Here is a 334-nt window from a genome sequence, read left to right as displayed (position 1 = left end):
GCGGCACGCTGCCCGCCACCGTGATCACGCCATCGGGCGCCATGGTGTAGCCGGCCGGCGGCGCGAGCAGGGTCGCGGTCACCGGGGTGGTGCCCGGTACGATGCCCACGCCGTTGAAGGTGTCGTTGAGCAGTACGCTGGACGTGCTGCCACCGCCCGGTGCCAGCGCAGCCGGCCGGAAGTCATCATTTGCCGCCTGCAGAAGCGTCGCCGCCACGGTGATGGTGACCACAGCCGTGTGGCAGACCACGCTGTCCGGAGCCGGCAGGCACACCTGGTAGGTGAGCGTGTCGGTGCCGGTGAAGCCTGCGGTGGGCGTGTAGCTGAGGCTGCC

At 70.7% G+C, this 334-nt stretch carries 1 protein-coding gene; it reads right to left on the bottom strand.

Annotation, left to right across the window (positions count from 1 at the left end; genetic code table 11):
* On the bottom strand, positions 1–334 hold a 334-nt coding region (locus RZA67_RS16395; RefSeq protein ID WP_317214124.1), incomplete at both ends, for an Ig-like domain-containing protein.

The sequence above is a fragment of the Stenotrophomonas sp. C3(2023) genome, assembly GCF_032911385.1.
Classification (GTDB): Bacteria; Pseudomonadota; Gammaproteobacteria; order Xanthomonadales; family Xanthomonadaceae; genus Stenotrophomonas.
Note: the sequence above shows the minus strand (reverse complement) of the source record. Positions and strands in the feature narration are given on the sequence as shown.